Origin of the sequence: Lentzea cavernae (assembly GCF_014653695.1) — a bacterium.
Lineage (GTDB): Bacteria > Actinomycetota > Actinomycetes > Mycobacteriales > Pseudonocardiaceae > Lentzea > Lentzea cavernae.
On sequence record NZ_BNAR01000028.1, the window covers coordinates 60224 to 76111 of the forward strand.

Genomic DNA, 15888 nt, shown 5'->3' on the forward strand with positions numbered 1-15888 from the left:
CGGTTCATGGCTTGCCCGCCGCTTCTGGTGCTGCAGCGCCGACGACTGCGGCCGGCTCGCGATCAGCCTTGCTCATCCGTGGATCTGGTGCACTCCGCCTGCGCCTTCCTCGAGCAGGCCTGCGCGCCTCGAGGATCTGGGCGAGATCGGTGGCCGGAACATCGGTGAACGCGGCCAACTCTTCGACATCGATCACATCGGTGTTGCTGGTGATGGCTTCGCCGATCTGCTGATCGATGTCCGCGAGGCGCTGCACGACCGCTCTGCGTTCCCGCGCGAGTTCGCCGACGAGTTGCGCAGCCGTCGTACGCCGCGCGCTGCGCGCCGAGTCGGCTTCCTCGACCCGGCGAGCGATGTCGTCAGTGGTCGCCATCTCCGAACTTCCTTTCTACGAGGAGATCCCGCGTCGGGGTCGGGCTTCACCGCGTGCCGTCACTGTGATCGTGTCGACGGCGACGAGCTTGAGGAGTTGTGTGTGGTGGCTGATGGTCACGGTCACGCTGACGGTGTTGAATCTGACCGACACAGTCCCGACCTGGCCTGCGGAGGCGAGGTGGATCTGAGCGGCGCCGGACGCCCGGCCGGGATCCAGCCTCAAGGTGCCGTCAGCGCGATACGCGGCCAGATCGATTTCTTGCGCTCCGGCTCGCGCCGCTTCCTGTGCCTGTCCCATCGCCCGCACCTTGGCGGCGAGCGCGAGTCCGCCGTCGAGAACGAGTCCGCCGAACGCCAGGGCGGCAACCGTCGTGATGACCACGTACGCGGTGACTCGACCGTGCTGGTCGTCTCGTAGACGGCCTATCAGCGTCATGACCCGCCTCCCCGCCACACGTCAACGACCGAGGAGAAGCTGCAGCTGATGATGCGACTGCCCGGCACGCCGAGCGCGGCCACGTCCTCGAGGGCGACCGTGCAGGAGACCGTCACGGTCACCGTGCTGCCTGGACGGAGACCGGCGGAGGCGACGGACACGGTCAACGACCGGCAGGTGATGCCGGCAGCAGCCAGCGATGCCGCCGCGGTAGCTCGTGCAGCGACTTCGGCTTGCGTCGGCGTTCGAGCCGAAGTCGCGGCACGAGCAGCCTGGTGAGCGACATCGTTCATCCGCACCTGCGTTGCCGCCAAGCGTCCACAGAAGACCACGAACAGCACCAGGAGAACCATCAGCGGGGCGACCAAGGTCAGTTCAGCCGCTGCCGAACCCCGGTCCTCTCGCCACACACGGGTCGACGTCACGGCGACACCGCCGGAGAGAACTTCTCGACCGGGCCGACAGCTTCGGCGTGAACAGCCAGGGAGACGAGCGGAACCACGCTGACCACCTCTCCTCGTACCTGCACGGACGCCTGATCGGCACTGCGTTGCACATGTACGGAGGTCCCGCGAAGCGGTCCGCCACCAAGCTGTGCGAGCACCCGCTGGCTCTCCGCGGTGCCGGCACCTGGACTTCCACCGGCGACGCGGGCCGCTGACAGCCCCTGCGCTGCAGCGGTTTGAGCGATGTGAGCCGCATGCATGTACAGCGCGAACTGCGCGATCAGGACGAACAGCAGGAGCAGCACCGGCATGACGATCACGAGCTCAGCCGTGCCGCTCCCCCTCTGGTCCCGGCAAACTCCTCGAATGACCTGAGGCATCGTCATCACTCGATCGGAATGCTCTGGGCCTTCTGGATGATCTTGGCGACGATGAACGCGACCGCCGCGATCGTCGCGGACACCAGCAGTGCGGTGCCGACGACGAACTCGGTCGAGTAGCCGCGGTCGTCGCGACGGATCCTTTCCAGACCGGCCTGCAAGTAGACAACAAGGATCTGCATCTCAATGGACATCGACATCTCCTCACTTCGTTGAGTCACTGTTTGGGCCTTTCACAGGCCTCCCAGCACGTTTGCGATCGCCGGGAAGCCGATGAAGATCAGAAACCCCGAGCACAGGACCACCACCGGAACGCTCATCCGTTCGCTCGCCGCCTGCGCCTCGCCCTCGATGAGAGCTAGCTCCCTGGTGCGCAGGCTTGTGGCCTTGGCCGCGAGACTGGCTCGAACACGAGCTCCTTCAGTGCCGGCGAGGCTCACGGAAGCGGCGAGCTCAACGAGCTGCTGCACGCTGAGTTCCGTGCCGAGCTGACGCAATGCCGACCAAGGGGTGGTGCGCGTGAGCTTCGCGGTGACGAGCGCGTGGCGGAGCTGGTCGAATGCCCAGCCCTTGCCGATACCGACTGCGAAGTTCAACGCGCCGTCGACTCCGGCCCCACCTGCCAGCAGGACTCGGATGAGGTTCAGGTAGGCGGACAAAGCGTGCCGGAACGTCGACCGGCGCCGTTCAGCCTCCTGGTGGACATGCAGATCCGGCAGGAGGAAACCGCCGACGAAGAACAGAGAGCCGATGGCGAACGGGACTACCCAGCCGAGTCCGGTACCGGCGAGCACGAGTGCCAGATGGATGAGCGAAGGCAGGAGCATCCCGGTCAGTGCGAAGATCACCTTCTCCGCAAGGTGGTGATCGATGCTCTTGCCGACGACGGCGAGGTCACGCCGGATCGTCCTGCCGGGCAAGCCCATCGCCGTCAGGACGGTCACGAACGGCCCGCCGATGCTGAGTGCCCAGCCGCCGGAACTCGGGGCGAGGATCGGGGCAGGCGCCGGCTGGGCCTGCAGCTGGTCCACCAGGGCTCGAAGTGAAGGTCGTGACGGAAACACGTACGCCGCGAGCATCCACAGCCCAACCCCTGCTCCAGCGCCCCACAACGCCATGCTGATCATGTCGTCACGCCTTCGCTGACACCGAGCTCGGTGAGGAAGCGCTCTGGTTCACGGAACCGCGAGATCTTCGTCAGCCACGCGAATGCCGTCACGAACAGTGCGCCGACGAGCAGCAGAACGAGCTGGCCGGACACCGAGTCGAACGGGCTGAGGTAGTCGCGGTTGAAAGCCACCAGGCCGCCCGCGAACAAGAGGGTCGTCCCGACGATGACCCGCACGCTCGTCCTGGTGCGTGCGCGACCTGCGTTGACGCGCATCCTCATCGTGGCCTGTTCGCGAGCTTCGATCGCGAGTTCGCCGAGCAGGTCCGCGAGCTGACGAGCTTGGTGCTCGGAAGCCAGGACGAGCGCGGAGACGACCAGGTCCGCGGTGGGATCTTGCAACTGGTCAGCGAGGTCGCGGAGTGCCGGCGCCAGGCGTTCGCCACCTTCCAGCCTTGCCGCGAGTTCGGTGACCTCGCCGCGGATCGGTTCCGGGCAGGTTGGAGCGGTGGCGAGGATCGCCTGCTCGAGGCCGGCCGCGGCGACGAGCGTGTCGCGCAACATCTCCGTCCAGCCGGCGATCGCCTCGATGCGGTCGAGTTGACGTTGGTGGTCGACGTCAGATCCGAGGATCCGCGGCAGTCCGAGAACGGCCAGCACGCCCAGGAGGCCGCCCACGGCCCAGCCGGTGATCAGGCCGACACCGAGGCCGACGACCATCCCCATCGCCAGGCGGCCGGAGGTCTTGCGATCGAACCGTGCCGACCGCAGTCCTTGCCGGCGCGGCCACGTCGCCGGGTTCGCAGTCTCACCCCGCAACCCAGCTCCCACGAGCAGGACGCCAATCGCCATCCCTGCACCGAGCAGGCCGGACAAGATCGAGGTCGCGCTCACGGCGTCCACCACCCGTCGCGCCGCTCAGTCAGGCCCGGGTCGTAGCCCATCTCGACGAGCAGCTCGAGCGTGTCGGTGCGCAACGGAGCGGCCGGGACCGCACGCCGGTCCGGACCAGGACGCCAGCACTCGTTGCTGATGACCTGAGCCCCCTCGGCCCCGATCACCTCTCTCACGGACGACACAACGCGTCTGCTGCCGTCATCTCGGGGCTTGTCGAGGTGCACGACGAAGTGCAGAGCCGTGGCGACGAGCAGGTTGGTCGCTTCGATCGGCAACCGCTCGCGCCCCTGAACGGCGTAAGCGGCGAGCTTGGTGAACGCACCCCCGCTGGAGCTGGAGTGCAGGGTGCCCATCGAGCCGTCGTTGCCCATGGACATCGCGTTGGTCAGCGGGATGACCTCCGGACCGCGGACCTCTCCGACGATGACCCGGTCCGGGCTCATCCTCAGCGATTGCCAGACCAGGTCCGACATCGAGATCCCCCCTTGGCCCTCGATGTTGGGCTCGCGTGCCTGCAGGGCGACGACGTCCGGGTGCAGAGCGCCGTTCTCGTCGAGGCCGAGCTCGAAGACGTCCTCGATGGTGACCAGTCGCTCCCACGGCGGGATGGCGGAGGCGAGGCCCCGAAGCATCGTGGTCTTGCCGATGGACGTGCCCCCGGTGACCAGGACGTTGCGTTTTGCCCGCACGAGGGCCGCCAGGAAGCTCTCCAGCGCGAGGTCGATGGTTCCGAGTTCCCGGAGCTGCGCCAGGTCGACGTTCGAGAAGCGGTGCCTTCGGATCGACACGGACGGCCGGGTGGTGACGGCCATGACAGCCGACACGCGCTCACCGCCCGGCAACTGGAAGTTCACGATCGGAGAGCCGCGGTCGAACCTCCGTTCCTCCACACCTGACCGGGCCGCGAGGTCGCGGATGAGGTCGATCAACTCGCCGTCGGAGGCGACGATCTGCGGCAAACGCTTGCGAGTTCCGTCTGCACACCTGACGAACACACGGTCACCGTTGATGTTGATGTTCTCGATCTCGTGGTCCGCCAGCAGCGGCTCGAGTCCGGCCAAGCCGAAGACCTCGTCGAGCACCTGCTCGATCAGCCGTTGCTCGACATCAGGCGTCACCAGCATTCCGCCGGCCGCGGTGTTGTGGAGTTCAGCGCGTGCGTGTGCCTCGGCGGCGTCGGTGAGGATCGCTTCAGCGAGCCGCCTTCGCTGCTGCACGTCCATCGACGGACGCCCGGCCGCCTCGTCGTCGCGAATGCGCTGTCTCAGCTGTTCGGACAGCGAGCTGCGCAGGTGTCGGCGTAGCCGGTCAACCGCCGCTTCGGAAGCGGTCTCATGGGGCAACTCGGCCGGTCCGCTGAAGCTCGGCCTGGTCATGACGGAGCTCCACCCTGAACCAGACGGAGGTCGGATTCGCCGGACTGCGGCGCGAGGCGAGAAGCCGTCTGGATCACGCTTGTCCGGATGCTGAACGCGAGCTTGGCCGCGGCACGCCCGAGCGGAGACCTGCTCGGGCCGTTGCGAATTCCCCCGCGACCGCAAAGGGCTTCCGCGCCCTTCACGTCGTGCGGGATGTGCGCCATAACTGGGATGCGCAGCTCACCGGCTACGCGCGCGGCGGGAGAGCCTGGCCCTGTCAGGACGAAGCACGGCCGCCGAGACCATCGCTGAGCCGACTCGAGTTTCAGCGCGACGTGGGCGAGTTCTTCGTCGCGCGGCCGCGCGAGCAGCAGCATCGCGTCCGCGGCGCGGATCAGAGCCAGCGCCGGCGAGTCGGGATCGACTCTTCCGCAGTCGACGAGGACGACGGTGTCCACCCGGTCGCCCGCAATGCGCAACGGCGAAGGACCTGAAGCCAGCAGGCTCAGTGCCGCACGAGATTGCTCCGATCCGACCGGACCTGGCACCACGCGAAGCCCGCCGGGAAGGAACTGCGCATGACGCGCGAGCTGGTCGGGCTCGGCGTTGCCGCGGACGCGAGTCGACGCGGCCAGCCCGACCACGGATGGGGCGGCGTTCAACCGAAATCGGGTCAGCAGATCGCCGCCTGCGGGGTCGGCTTCCACCACGATCGGGATCTCCGGGCCCGTCCACCGGGCGCCCAGCGCGACTGTGAGGGTGGTGACGCCAGGAGAGCCCTTCAACGAACAGATGGCGATGAGCATCAGCGGTTCCCTCCCGCGATCACGAGCAGGTTCAGCTGTCCGGCCGGAGCCGACGACAGCTCTCGTCCGTCCGATTCGGACATTTGCAGCGAGACCACCGTCAGCGGTTCGCTCTGGCCTCCGGAAACGGCGACCACCACAGCGGTCCACGACTTCGTCGCCGCCTCGGGGACAGCAGCGGGCGACGATCCCTGTCCTGGTGCCAACAGGACCGCGACCGTCGTGCCCGGCGACAGGCCCGACGGGAACTGCCCCGGTTTGAGGCCGACCGCCGCGATCGACTTGCCCTGTTCGGGAACCTGCGAGGCACCGAGCACCGACCGAGTCACGAGTGAGCCTTCAGGCAGGCTGAACGCCAACGGCTGCCCGAGCACTGTCGGCGCGGCCGAGGCGGCGATGGAGCCAGCCTGTACGTCTGCGGCCAGTGCGATCTGACGAAGGTCCTGCACGGCAAGGACATGACCGACTTCGACCGGCCGAGCGAGCACCAGCACGTTCTCCCGCTCCCCCAGCTCGGTCGCCAGGAGCGCCCCACCGACAGCACAGGCGGGAACCAACATGAGCCCCAGGACGAGATGCGGAACTCGCCGGCGACGGTTGCTCCAACGAGTTGGAGGCTTTCCACCTTTCGTGGTCCAGCGCGAGGAAGAGGTCAACGGTGGATTTGTGGTCGCAGTCATTCAAGCCCCCTCGGGCACGGCGTCATCGCGACGCGTCGGTTGAGCAGTTCGACGCGCCTCGGGTTGACGGATGGTGTTCGGTGAGCCGCCCTCAGCGGGCGGATGTTCGGGGATCAGCCGGTGGTGATCCCCTGGCTCTCAGCCACTCGAAACGCGGCCGAAGCACTGGTCGACAGGTTCGGGAACGTCCCGCCTTGCCCTGCACCGGACCAGGTCACAGCCCACAGCACGGTCACGGCTACGGGGAAAGCCTCAGCCGGCCGCCCTGCCGACGAAGTCCGATAGGTGTGTCCGCAGTCCGGCGAGGCGCTCGTGGGGTCACCGCCGACAGGGAACGAACTCCCGGCCCCGACGCAGGTCACCGAGCTTCCGTCGCCCATCACCCATGTCGCCGAAGTAGGACGCGCGACAGCCGTCACGGACACACCGGGCACAGACGCCGTCGCCGAGATGTCGCGCCAGCTACCCCGATCCAGCCACATCCAGGTGTGGAGATTGACCAACTGATCGCCCGCAGGACTCGCCATGATCTTCGGTGCCGGTAGGCGCAGCTGCTTTCGGGCGATCTGCGCCACCTGTTCGGGAGTGAGCGGCGAAGGGGCCGCGGCCCCTGCAGGAACCCAGATCGGTCCACGGGAGTCGGGGTCCTTGCCGTCAGGCGAGCACAGCAGCATGAACCAACCGCCTGGCTCCTTCGGAGTCTCCTGTCCAGGACGCGGACCGGCAGGAACGTACCGGCATGCGAAGAGGTCGTCGCCGGCCTGGCCCTGGCCGTTCACCGGCCGCTGACCGTTGTTGAGGGACCCGTTCGGCCGTGTTCCCGCAGTGACGTTGCACAAGGGCGAGGGTTCTTGACTGCAGGTGGTCGCTCCCCAGGCATCGCCCGCCACGACCGGTGGAGAAGCTGCGACGAAAGTCGCCGCGGCAAGTGCCACGAGCACGGTTGGATGCGCCATGTCTCAACAACTCCCGATCTCGTGAACGGCATAGTCGGACACTTTCCAAACGCCGTCCGGCTGCTTGTCGACCACGGCTTTGATGAGTCGCCGACCTCCGAGAGCGTTGTCCGCATGCAGTCCGCTGTCCTTGTGGTGCTTTAGCCAGTTCGTCGAGTCGCCGCAGTCGGTGATCGTGATCTTCTTTGGATCGTCGTGCGGCTCAGCTGCCGACACCATCGGGTCGAGGAGGGGTTTTCCCTTGCTGACGAAGCCGTTCTCCCGGTCCGACTGCAGACTTCGCTTCAGCTTGTCCAGTGCAGCGCCGTTGGCGTGCCTCCCGAGCAGAGGAGAATTCGGGTCCGAGGCGACACCCACATCGGCGAAGACGTTCCACATCGCCCGGTAGGCGGTGACCGCGCTGTCGCGCGCGGAGTCCGTCAGCTGCCCGACAGAAGTCCCCTGTTGCAGGGACATTCCCGGATCCGAGCTCCGATCGCATCCGCTCAGCACGACGAGCGCACTTCCCGCAATCACCAGCATCTTCGTCTTCATCGCGGCATCCAGTACGGGAAGATGAACGGGGATGTCGAGGCGGCCCCGCGTGGGGCGACAGGGGCCACCTCGACCAGGGTGCCCGGCTTGAAGGCGATCTCCGGGCGAAGTTCGTCAGCGAGCGTCAGCTGCGTGATCAGAACGAAGGTCGCGCAAGCGCGATGGAGTGCTCTTGGTGCCTCATAGGCGATGACGGGATCCGGCTCCGGAAGCGGAAGACACATCACGCAACCTCCTTCAGGCTTGCAAGATCGAGAAGAGCGCGCCGAGGAGGAGCGCAGGACCTAGAGCGATCGGTTCTCGAGGGCGGATTCGCTTCATCAAAAGCAGAGCCTGCGTCGCGACTCCTGCTCCGGCGAGGCCCGATAGCAGTCCTAAAGCGACATACGGCCAGCCGTGCCATCCCAGCAACAGGGATAGAGCGGTAACGAGCGTGACGTCGCCAAAACCCAACCCACCGCCAGAAATCACGTAGACGAGCAGTCCGACCACGAACGCCAGTGCCGCAGCACCTCCGGCTCTGAGCAGCGGTACGGCATCGCGAACAGCGATTGCCATCAGGCTCATCTGGATGAAGCCGCCCGCGAACAACGTTCCAACGAGGAAGTGCGGCAGCCTCTGGCAGGTCCAGTCGACCAGAGCGAGCACCAAACCGATGATCACCAGCCAAGCGACCAATCCTGCCGAGCGCGGGACGGCATGTACCGCACAGATCAGCACAGATCCCAGAAAGACGCTTGCAGCAAGCAAAGTCGGCCAGCCAACCGAACCGCACACCTGCCACGACACCGGCTCGCGCCGCGCGATCGCGAAGCCGGTCAGCACCACCATCGGCCCCGAGATGATGCCGAGCAACAAGTAGGACAACAACATGATGATCATGACCTCCCGCAGGTGAATAGCCGAGAGGCACGTGCAGCAAGACACCACGAGACGTCAGAAGGTGGTTGCTGCTGAAAGATGTCTGCCGAGACATGTGGATCCCCGATCGCGTTCGAGGCCAGCGCACGGCTGCCTCACCACTGCGTTTCAGGGATCAGCTCGATAGCGACAAAGCCAACCCAATCGGAATGCTCCGATTGGACCAGCCTAAGCAGTGGCACCGATCACGTCAACCGATGTCACTGATCCGGGTCATCGGCGGTCAGAACGTCCTCGCCCACGTGCGAACAAGCGCCCCACAGCGGGAACCACGTCTTGGTAGTGACCGCCGAGCAGGCGAGCAAGCACAGCGACCATACGAGCATCCGCACCGACGAAGACCCGTGCGCGACGACGCTCAGCTCCGCTGAGGATGATCTTTGCCGCCGCATCGGGATCAGTCCGGGCGACACGCTTCTCAAAGCCGCGGATCACGGCGTCGCGGTTCTCGGTCTTCGCGAAGAGTCCGTTGCGGACGATCGATGTCCGAACCCCTCCTGGAAACACGCATGTCACCGAAACCCCGCTACGAGAGGCTGATAGCTCCTGGCGCAACGCCTCGCTGAAGCCGCGGACAGCGAACTTCGACGAGTTGTACGCCGTGTACTTGGGGGTCGCGATCAGACCGAACGCACTCGAGAACGTCACGATCCGTCCGTCCGTCGATTCGACGAGATGTGGAAGGTGCGCCTTGATGGTGTACATGAGCCCTCGCCAGTTCACCGACATGACGCGCTCCACGTCCGCGACGTCGGAGTCGAGCAGGCTGCCGCGGTGGATGATCCCGGCGGCAGCGAACAAGGAGTCGACGCCGCCGAACTCGGAGCTGATCACAGTCGCGACGGTCTGCATCGCTTCCCAGTCGGTCACGTCGACGACGTGCGCCAGGACCCGCGCTCCCTGCGCCTCGCACAGCTCGGAGGCCTCCCCCAGAGCGACGGCATCTCGATCGAGCAGTGCGAGCCGAGCCCCACGTCGGGCGAGTTCAACCGCCAGCGCGCGTCCGATCCCGCCGCCGGCACCGGTGATCACCGCAACCTTGTCCTCGAAGCAGCCCACGAATCAGCACCCTCCCCGCGACCGGCGACTCAGCCGACCTTCCCACGTTCAGGCACGGTCAGGGTGACCAGCGCTGCGGTGGTGTGCTGATCCAACGCCATCAGCGCTGCAGATACAGCTACGTCCATCCAGCCACCGTCCTCTGCACGGAGCCGCAAGATGCCCTCGGCCCGCCCACTGGCCGCGAGGTCGTTGGACAGTCGGACGGCACTGTGCAGGTCGCCTCGGTGAACGGCCGGGCGCTGCGGTCCACTGAGTGTCCACGCCACTCCTGGCATGGGGTTGTCAAGCCACTTCAGCAACCGCATCGTCCGCAGATCCACGATCGCCCGCCACCGCCCAGGCGTCGCTTCAGCGGCAAGAACCTGCTGCGCGAGGAGGATCGGTATCGGCGGAGGCGCGGCCGGCACGCTCTCTGCCGGCCCGATGTCGTGGGTGATTCCCCGGACGACGAGTTCAACGCGTCCGTTGGGCGCTTTCACCTCAACGCAGCGGCACGCGAAGTGCACTGCACGCCGAACACCGTCGTCGCGGTTCACCGTCCAGGTGGCCAGGTGCTCAGCGCCGACTCTCGCGTTGACGATCAACGCCAGTGCCTTCGCCTCGTCCGAATTCGTCTGTAGGCGCTGATAGGCGAAGAGCTCAGCCAGGTCGTGCTCGTTCTGCCACTTGTCCGGCCTGGTCCCGTACAGCTCCAGCAGGTCGTCGGACCTGCTGCTGACGTGCTGGGTGAGGTTGATGTGCCAGGCGCCTGCGGGGTCACGCGCCGGTGGCTCCTCTTCGATTGGCCCCACCCACACATGGGCGCCGTGGACTAGGGCGTTGTACGAGAGCAGTGGATGCGCGATGACGCGACGCTTGCCGGTGTTCGTGCGAGCTTCAACCGACGCGTGACTGTCCACTACACGCGCAATTACACCCAGCACGTCGAACAGGAAAGGACCACGTCCGAGAACGGATCGAATCGACACCATGTTCTTCGGACTGCTCCCGGCAGCCAGCACCGTCGGTTCGCGTCGAGCGCCACCGAAAGTCTCGATCAACAGCCAGTCGGCCGCCACCGCTCCGTCCCCCGGTCGAAGATAGGCCTGCTCAAGCACCGTATCTCCGTCATGAGATCTCCGCTTGGAGCCCCTCCAAGATCCTGAGGAAGCGGCACCCAATTCATTCATTCGAGTGAATCATTTCATTGATGGCACAGAACCTCAGGTCGAGCGATCACCACCACGGCCAGAGCATGGTGTTCGCTACGGTCGCCTCATGAACATGCAGCGCGTGCATCTCGCCTCTCTCGATGGCGTGCACCTCGAAGCCGCACTTCACCGGGCCTCGGACAACTCCCGAGGAACTGTGGTGCTGGCGCACGGCATCACAGTCGACCTGGATGAGGGCGGCATGTTCGTGCGGCTGGCCGAGAAGTTGGCCGACAACGGCTTCGACTCGCTCAGGTTCAGCTACCGCGGCCACGGCAACAGCGGTGGCACGCAGGCGGGCACGACGATCGCGGGTGAGATGCTCGATCTTCAGGCCGCAATCGAGCATGCCCTCCAGGCGCTTCCCGGCCCCTTGGCGATCATTGCGGCGAGCTTCGGCGCGGTCTCCACGTCGCTTTCGCTGCCGTGGATCCAGCAGGAGGTCGAACGAATCGTTCTCTGGAACCCCGTGCTCGATCTCCACCGGACCTTCGTGGAGCCGGAACTGCCGTGGGGTGAAGAGAACTTCAGCGTTGATCAGCAGGCGCACCTGCGGACCCGCGGCTTTCTCCTCATCGACGGTGAGTTCCGGCTCGGCCGCGTCATGTTCGCCGAGTTCAGCCGGTACCAGCCGGTGCAGGACTTCGTTCGTGACGGTCGCCCCGCTTTGGTGGTGCACGGTGACCGGGACAGTTACGTCTCCTACGAGGTAGCCCGCGATGCAGCAGCCGCGCGGGCAAACTGCGACTTCCACACCATTGCCGGTTCAGATCATGGGTTCGACTCGCGCGAGCGCGAAGACGAGGCGATCAAGGTGACGGTCGACTGGCTGCTGAGCGGAAAGCTGGGCGCTGAGTGAACATCGAATCCCTCTACGCGCCGGTCAGCATCGGTGAGACCTCAGTGGTAGGAGCTCACTGCACGCTTGGCTACCCGAAGGAAGCGCGCATCAGCGCAGAGCAGAAGCTGCCCGGTTCGCCACTGGTCGGTTCCCGCGTGGTCGTCGGCGAGCGGTGCCAGCTGGCGAACCAGGTCGTGCTCTACGAAGGTGTGAAGGTCGGTGACGACTGTGTGCTCGAAGACCGCGTGCGCATCGGCTACGACAGCACCGTCGGAGCCGGGACTCGCATCGTCTACGGCGCCTTCGTCTGCGACCGCGTGACGATCGGCGCGAACGCGGTCGTCGCCGGTTTCGTCTGCGATGGCACACGGATCGGGGATCGGTCCACCGTGATGGGCGAGCTGCTGCACGAGTACACGCGACCTCACCAAGACTGGTGGGAGGTCGACGAGGAACCGCCGGTGATCGAAGCCGACACGGTCGTCGCGTTCGGAGCCCGCGTCGTTGGCGGAGTTCGAATCGGTCCGCGCAGCTACGTCGCCGCCGGCGCGATCGTGACGAAGGACGTGCCGCCGGAGCACATCGTGACCGGCGTGAACGAGCACACGCCCGCCGACCAGTGGACGGGGAGACGTCTGCAGGGCCTCATCGCGCATTGGCGTACCACCGCACCCGGAAAGGCCTAAGCGACAACGAACTCCGAGTCCTCGGTGTCACTGCCTGCCTCATCCTTCGGCCGTTGGTGCACCAGCGGCGGCTCGAAGGCCAAGGCTGCGAGCCTCTTGGGAAAACGCGCGCGCAGGTCCCCACGCGGGTGATCGATGTACTGCGCCGGCAGGAACTCGTCCACCGGCACGATCGCGTGATCCAACTTGGCCACAAGCAGCATGTGCAGTGCCTTGCGCGTCAGCAGATAGCCGAATGTGCAATGGCTGTAACCAGGAACCACGAATCCCGGCGCAGCCTCGCGATCCGGTTCGAGGGGGAAACGGCCGAGGTACAGCAGGTCGAAGTCGGAACGAGCCTGTTCCAGACGGTCCAGGCCATCGAGGAGATCGGTCAGGAAGCCGGCCGGCACGACAGCATCGTCTTCCAGTACCACCACGTACGGCTCGTCACCGTGATCGGCCGCATCACGCCAGCAGGCCAGATGTGCCAGCGTGCAACCGATCTCCCCGTACTTCAGAGGCCTGTTCCACCAGGGGTTGTCTGATTCGATCTGCCAGGAGAAGAGCTGGTGGCCGGCCGCGTCCAGGGCCTCGTGGGTGAGGCTTCGACCGTCGAACGGGCCGTTCAAGTCCGAGGTGAAGGTGACCGCGAGTTCGGTGGGCAAAGCCTGCTCGATCCACGAACGACGATCGAGCCGACGAGGCAGGTTGACCACGTAGCACCGAAGGTCCGCCGGAGTGATCACGACGAAGTGCGGCTTGTGGCCGGATAGCGACTGGTGTTGTCGACAACGGCGGTGAAGGGTTCGTTCGCCGCGCGAGCGAGGAGCAACAGCGGCTCGACCGCGCTCAGGTCCGGGAGGTCGATCAAGCCACCCACTCGGCGTGCTTCGACCACGAGCACGAAGTCGTCCAAACCGATGAGGTCAGTGATGTAGCCGGCGCTGCGCGATCCGCGGTCCGGTTCGAGCAGACATCGCGCGGCGCCAAGAACGCCGAGTGTGAGACAGCCACCGAACAGGAAGACCGTTGTGCCGTTCGCGAGAGTGAGCCGGGTGAGAACGGCAAGGTCCTGCAGGAGTTCCTGCTTCGCCGTCCAGTGCGGGCCGATCATCAAACCGAGGGCGGGCAGGACAAGCGGGTCGTCCTCACCCAGCGGATGCGGCTCGAAGTGGAACGGGAGCATCGGGAGGAATTCACGGAAAGTCGCGTTCCACGGCGGCCCTCCGACCACACACAGAACGTCGGACTGGGTGTCGTAGTACTCGGACGGCGCGAAGTCGCGAACGTTCACGTCCGGGCTCAGCTGAGCGAACCGGGTGCGGAGGTAGATCAGGGTGTCGAGGTCCGCGAACTTCGCGTAGCGGAGGTAGTTCCGATCAGACGGCGCCGCGTACTCGGGACGCTCGTCCTCCGGGATCTCAGAACACACGATGTCGACGCGCGCCCCCGCGGTCAAACGCCAGAAGGTGAGCAGTCCCGATCCTGGCGCCGTTTGCCGCCGCTTCACCGATTGCCCAGCGATTGCTTGCTGGTCTGCCAGCAGCACGTAGATCAGCGTCTCCAGAGCCTGATCAGCGTGTCTGCGTACGGTCTTGGCTGCGCATCCCAGCTTCTGCGCCAATGACTCCTGCCGTTCGGTCAGCGTCGGGTGCTCGTGCTCGTCGTCGAGGTTGAAGTCCACCTCAGCGTGAGCCCGCTGATCGGCCGACAGCTGGGCAACCCCGCGCTCGATGGCGGCGACGAGTTCGCTCACCTCTTCGGTGGATCCTGGCAGGGCTCGGCCAGGGGCACCGAGGTGAGCACGAACCTCCGGCGTCAACGCGGTCAGCACCGAGGTCGGACGCGCCAGGGCGGGTCCCTTGCGAAGACGGAGCAGGCTCTCCCGCAGAGAAGCTGCGGACAGTGATTGCACGGACACCACCTGTCCAGGATATGACCATGTGGCCAGCTCGTTGACCAGGAACACGGGCAATGCGAGGCCTGGTGGATCTCTGGGGCCGACACCATCCTCGACTACGCAGGGCGAGCAGGACCTGGAGAAACCCGAGAAAGGACCGTCGCATGACCGCAATCGCAGTTGGCCTCCGTGACCCACGAACTCTCGTCTCACAGGACGTCTGGGAGCGGTTGGTCAAGCTGATCATGCGCGACCACGACATGGGGCTCGAGCTGGCCGAGCGCACGTTCGGCCAGACTCTCGCCTACCTCGTGGCGTCCGCCGAGAACCCCGGGACACCGATGGGTCCCACAGCCGCCGTCGATCTCGGCGTTCACACGTTCGTGTTGGACACCCCGCGCTACATCGAGTTCTGCCAGACCTACGCTGGCAGATACATCCACCACGTTCCTCTGCTGGACGAAGAGCGCGGCGGCGAGGCGAAGGTGTTGCGAGGCACGATCCAAGCCGTCCGGAACGCGGGCTTCCACCTGGATCATGAGCTGTGGCAGGCCACGGACCTGGACTGCAACCAGTGCTACGCCGGCTGCCACGACAGCCCCAAGTAGCAACTGAATCCCGCTGAACCAGATCGAGGAACCTTGCGAGAGATCACCCCTGCCCTGGCCTGGGAGCAGTTCGCCACCAGGGCAACGCCCCGCCGAGCCACCAACGCCGCCGGCGCGACCACGTGGCTGAACTGGACCCAGTACCCGGACCACGGACCCGACGAGACGATCCTCGGTGACGTGAGCGGCAAACGGGTTCTCGAGTTGGGGTCAGGATCCGGTTCCAACCTCGCCCATCTGGCAACGCTCGGCGCCCGCTGCACGGGCGTGGACATCGCCCCCTCGCGTGGAGCGGTCGCCGAGCAGCGCTGGGGCCGCGGCGCCGGTTTGCAGTTCGTCACCCAGGACGCGGTGGACTACCTCAGGGCGTCAGAAGATCACTTCGACGTCGTCATCTCGATCTTCGGGGCCACCTGGTTCACCGACCCGGCAGTGCTTCTCCCCCTGGTCCACCAACGGCTCGCTCCGGGCGGGCGGTTGGTGTTCTCCCACAACGACCAGCCCGGCAACGCCGGCGAGCGAGAACGTCCGATCAGGAAGTGGAACCTCGCAGGGCAGCGCTGGGTGGACTCGCTGCTCGCCGCAGGTTTTGCCACCGCCACCTTCGAGATCGTGCCGCCTCCGAACGCAGACCTTCCCGGGACGTTGCTGGTTAGCGCCACAATGCCTTCGGGTTGACCCGGACCAGAACGTCCACGGGCCAGGTTCCTCATGAGAGGAGC

20 protein-coding genes are annotated in these 15888 nt (G+C 65.9%); 4 read left to right on the top strand and 16 right to left on the bottom strand.

The features are described 5' to 3' along the window. Positions 1–4: 4 nt before the first annotated feature. From IE307_RS44755 to IE307_RS44820, 14 genes are all read right to left on the bottom strand, one after another. Positions 5–373 (bottom strand): hypothetical protein, encoded by a 369-nt coding sequence (locus tag IE307_RS44755; protein WP_191305581.1) that lies wholly within the window; start codon positions 371–373, stop codon positions 5–7. A 15-nt stretch (positions 374–388) separates the two neighbouring features. Then, complete coding sequence (locus IE307_RS44760) at positions 389–811, bottom strand: pilus assembly protein TadG-related protein (RefSeq protein ID WP_191305582.1); 423 nt, start codon at positions 809–811, stop codon at positions 389–391. After that, positions 808–1236: a TadE/TadG family type IV pilus assembly protein gene (locus IE307_RS44765; protein ID WP_308436455.1), complete on the bottom strand. Its 429-nt coding sequence runs from the start codon at positions 1234–1236 to the stop codon at positions 808–810. The genes IE307_RS44760 and IE307_RS44765 overlap by 4 nt, the downstream gene beginning before the upstream one ends. Then, the gene (locus IE307_RS44770; RefSeq protein WP_308436456.1) at positions 1233–1643 is read right to left on the bottom strand and encodes a TadE/TadG family type IV pilus assembly protein; all 411 of its coding nucleotides are present in this window, start codon (positions 1641–1643) and stop codon (positions 1233–1235) included. Before IE307_RS44770 ends, IE307_RS44765 begins: the two co-directional genes overlap by 4 nt. Beyond that, positions 1643–1831: a hypothetical protein gene (locus tag IE307_RS44775; RefSeq protein WP_191305583.1), complete on the bottom strand. Its 189-nt coding sequence runs from the start codon at positions 1829–1831 to the stop codon at positions 1643–1645. Before IE307_RS44775 ends, IE307_RS44770 begins: the two co-directional genes overlap by 1 nt. A 39-nt stretch (positions 1832–1870) precedes the next feature. After that, entirely contained in the window at positions 1871–2668 is a 798-nt protein-coding gene (locus IE307_RS44780; protein WP_229905649.1) for a type II secretion system F family protein, read from the bottom strand. Positions 2669–2760: 92 nt separating this feature from the next. Next, positions 2761–3639: a type II secretion system F family protein gene (locus IE307_RS44785; RefSeq protein WP_229905650.1), complete on the bottom strand. Its 879-nt coding sequence runs from the start codon at positions 3637–3639 to the stop codon at positions 2761–2763. Beyond that, complete coding sequence (locus tag IE307_RS44790) at positions 3636–5018, bottom strand: TadA family conjugal transfer-associated ATPase (RefSeq protein ID WP_191305585.1); 1383 nt, start codon at positions 5016–5018, stop codon at positions 3636–3638. Before IE307_RS44790 ends, IE307_RS44785 begins: the two co-directional genes overlap by 4 nt. After that, positions 5015–5806: a MinD/ParA family ATP-binding protein gene (locus IE307_RS44795; RefSeq protein WP_191305586.1), complete on the bottom strand. Its 792-nt coding sequence runs from the start codon at positions 5804–5806 to the stop codon at positions 5015–5017. The genes IE307_RS44790 and IE307_RS44795 overlap by 4 nt, the downstream gene beginning before the upstream one ends. Then, a complete protein-coding gene (locus tag IE307_RS44800; protein WP_191305587.1) occupies positions 5806–6486 on the bottom strand; it encodes a flagellar biosynthesis protein FlgA in 681 nt (226 codons plus the stop codon). The genes IE307_RS44795 and IE307_RS44800 overlap by 1 nt, the downstream gene beginning before the upstream one ends. Positions 6487–7445: 959 nt before the next feature. Next, on the bottom strand, positions 7446–7976 hold the full coding sequence (locus IE307_RS44805) for a hypothetical protein (RefSeq protein WP_229905651.1): 531 nt from the start codon (positions 7974–7976) through the stop codon (positions 7446–7448). A gap of 237 nt (positions 7977–8213) precedes the next feature. Next, positions 8214–8858, bottom strand: a complete 645-nt coding sequence (locus tag IE307_RS44810; RefSeq protein WP_191305588.1) for a prepilin peptidase — start codon at positions 8856–8858, stop codon at positions 8214–8216. Between the two features lie 252 nt (positions 8859–9110). Next, positions 9111–9956 carry an SDR family NAD(P)-dependent oxidoreductase gene (locus IE307_RS44815; protein WP_191305589.1) on the bottom strand — a complete coding sequence of 282 codons (846 nt, stop codon included), beginning with the start codon at positions 9954–9956 and terminating at the stop codon, positions 9111–9113. Between the two features lie 29 nt (positions 9957–9985). Beyond that, positions 9986–11056, bottom strand: a complete 1071-nt coding sequence (locus tag IE307_RS44820; RefSeq protein ID WP_191305590.1) for a GAF domain-containing protein — start codon at positions 11054–11056, stop codon at positions 9986–9988. Positions 11057–11216: 160 nt separating this feature from the next. Between IE307_RS44820 and IE307_RS44825 the strand changes: the two genes are divergently transcribed. Both IE307_RS44825 and IE307_RS44830 read left to right on the top strand, forming a co-directional pair. Continuing rightward, positions 11217–12008 carry an alpha/beta hydrolase gene (locus IE307_RS44825; RefSeq protein ID WP_229905652.1) on the top strand — a complete coding sequence of 264 codons (792 nt, stop codon included), beginning with the start codon at positions 11217–11219 and terminating at the stop codon, positions 12006–12008. Beyond that, positions 12005–12676 (top strand): DapH/DapD/GlmU-related protein, encoded by a 672-nt coding sequence (locus tag IE307_RS44830; protein ID WP_191305591.1) that lies wholly within the window; start codon positions 12005–12007, stop codon positions 12674–12676. The genes IE307_RS44825 and IE307_RS44830 overlap by 4 nt, the downstream gene beginning before the upstream one ends. Here the strand turns inward: IE307_RS44830 and IE307_RS44835 are convergent. Beyond that, entirely contained in the window at positions 12673–13374 is a 702-nt protein-coding gene (locus tag IE307_RS44835) for a glycosyltransferase family 25 protein (RefSeq protein ID WP_229905653.1), read from the bottom strand. The genes IE307_RS44830 and IE307_RS44835 overlap by 4 nt on opposite strands. A 26-nt stretch (positions 13375–13400) precedes the next feature. Beyond that, positions 13401–14414, bottom strand: coding sequence for a hypothetical protein (locus IE307_RS44840; protein ID WP_229905654.1), 1014 nt, complete (start codon positions 14412–14414; stop codon positions 13401–13403). A gap of 308 nt (positions 14415–14722) precedes the next feature. On the opposite strand from IE307_RS44840, the gene IE307_RS44845 reads away from it, so the two are divergent. Both IE307_RS44845 and IE307_RS44850 read left to right on the top strand, forming a co-directional pair. After that, positions 14723–15166: a glycine-rich domain-containing protein gene (locus tag IE307_RS44845; RefSeq protein WP_191305593.1), complete on the top strand. Its 444-nt coding sequence runs from the start codon at positions 14723–14725 to the stop codon at positions 15164–15166. 33 nt (positions 15167–15199) lie between these two features. Continuing rightward, complete coding sequence (locus IE307_RS44850) at positions 15200–15844, top strand: class I SAM-dependent methyltransferase (RefSeq protein ID WP_229905655.1); 645 nt, start codon at positions 15200–15202, stop codon at positions 15842–15844. Positions 15845–15888: the final 44 nt, after the last annotated feature.

What these genes read in the sequence shown, in the direction of transcription:
- IE307_RS44755 (WP_191305581.1), bottom strand. Translation starts at nt 373, where the DNA reads ATGGCGACCACTGACGACATCGCTCGCCGGGTCGAGGAAGCCGACTCG.
- IE307_RS44760 (WP_191305582.1), bottom strand. Translation starts at nt 811, where the DNA reads ATGACGCTGATAGGCCGTCTACGAGACGACCAGCACGGTCGAGTCACC.
- IE307_RS44770 (WP_308436456.1), bottom strand. Translation starts at nt 1,643, where the DNA reads ATGACGATGCCTCAGGTCATTCGAGGAGTTTGCCGGGACCAGAGGGGG.
- IE307_RS44775 (WP_191305583.1), bottom strand. Translation starts at nt 1,831, where the DNA reads ATGTCCATTGAGATGCAGATCCTTGTTGTCTACTTGCAGGCCGGTCTG.
- IE307_RS44790 (WP_191305585.1), bottom strand. Translation starts at nt 5,018, where the DNA reads ATGACCAGGCCGAGCTTCAGCGGACCGGCCGAGTTGCCCCATGAGACC.
- IE307_RS44795 (WP_191305586.1), bottom strand. Translation starts at nt 5,806, where the DNA reads ATGCTCATCGCCATCTGTTCGTTGAAGGGCTCTCCTGGCGTCACCACC.
- IE307_RS44800 (WP_191305587.1), bottom strand. Translation starts at nt 6,486, where the DNA reads ATGACTGCGACCACAAATCCACCGTTGACCTCTTCCTCGCGCTGGACC.
- IE307_RS44805 (WP_229905651.1), bottom strand. Translation starts at nt 7,976, where the DNA reads ATGAAGACGAAGATGCTGGTGATTGCGGGAAGTGCGCTCGTCGTGCTG.
- IE307_RS44810 (WP_191305588.1), bottom strand. Translation starts at nt 8,858, where the DNA reads ATGATCATCATGTTGTTGTCCTACTTGTTGCTCGGCATCATCTCGGGG.
- IE307_RS44825 (WP_229905652.1), top strand. Translation starts at nt 11,217, where the DNA reads ATGAACATGCAGCGCGTGCATCTCGCCTCTCTCGATGGCGTGCACCTC.
- IE307_RS44845 (WP_191305593.1), top strand. Translation starts at nt 14,723, where the DNA reads ATGACCGCAATCGCAGTTGGCCTCCGTGACCCACGAACTCTCGTCTCA.